Source organism: Oceanisphaera ostreae (assembly GCF_042676125.1).
Classification (GTDB): Bacteria; Pseudomonadota; Gammaproteobacteria; order Enterobacterales; family Aeromonadaceae; genus Oceanimonas; species Oceanimonas ostreae.
On the sequence record NZ_JBHTJS010000067.1, the window covers coordinates 1 to 1,089 of the forward strand.

1 protein-coding gene is annotated in these 1,089 nt (G+C 51.4%); it reads left to right on the plus strand.

Annotation, left to right across the window (positions count from 1 at the left end; all coding sequences use genetic code 11):
- Positions 1 to 875 (plus strand): IS4 family transposase (locus ACFQ1C_RS16130; protein ID WP_379559702.1); only part of this gene is annotated, 875 nt, incomplete at its 5' end.
- Positions 876 to 1,089: the final 214 nt, after the last annotated feature.

Below are 1,089 nucleotides of genomic sequence, written 5' to 3' on the forward strand. Positions count from 1 at the left end.
GGCAACGCGGCACGGAGACACTGGCGAGTCGACTCGGTGACATGAATAATGTCATCGATGTGTGTGACCGTGAAGCCGATATGTATGAATATTTGGGCTATCAAATCGAGCACCAGCACCGCTTTGTGGTGCGTTCATCAGGTGATCGCAAGCTCGTAGATAAAGAGCAAAAACTCCGTGCCACCTTAGACGCGCTCGAGCCGGTGTGTCATTACGACCTGCATATTGCGTCGAAAGGGGGCCGGCCCGCCCGAGATGCAACGATTGCACTCAGCCATACCCAAGTCACCCTGCCTAAGCCACAGCGAGCAGCAGCACAAGATACGCTGACGCTGAACGTCTTGTATTGCCGTGAAATGACCGAGGGTATACAAGCGCCGCTGTGCTGGGTGTTATACACTACTGAACCGCTGCCAGATGCGGCAGCGGCAAGGAAAATAGTCAGATATTATGAGCTGCGCTGGCGGATAGAAGAGTTTCATCGGATCTGGAAAAGCGAAGGCACCAAGGTTGAAGAGCTGCGGATGCAAACCAAAGAAAATGTGCGTCGCGCGGCGGTGATCAAAGCCTTTATCGCGGTGCGCCTACTGCAACTAAAAGAAATAGCACAGAATCGAGAAGAAGCGAAAACCGTCAGCTGTAAGACATTATTAAGCCGAGTTGCCTGGCGATTACTGTGGAATAAAGTAGAGAAAAAAGCCTTCCCAGAGCAGACGCCGTCACTGTATTGGGCCTATTATGCCTTAGCACGATTGGGACGTTGGCATGACAGCTCACGCAATGGTCGAGTGGGCACGCAAGCGCTCTGGCGAGGCTGGTTTACGCTGATGGATTATGTTGAAGCGTATGAGTTTCTTAAAGAAATAGACGAATGAGCGTCACCGGTATTGAAGTGGCAATATTGCCGTTTCGTGAGTAACGAGTCTGAGTGGATAGTACCGATAGGCAACACCATAGCGTGTGGCCGGATAAAGGGATCTTCTTCACCGACCATCACATAACAGGGATGTTATGTGTTTGAGCGTCACAGGGATGTGCTTGCAGCGTGTCGATGAAGAAGACCCTTTGTTCGGCAGTTATGCGGGACGA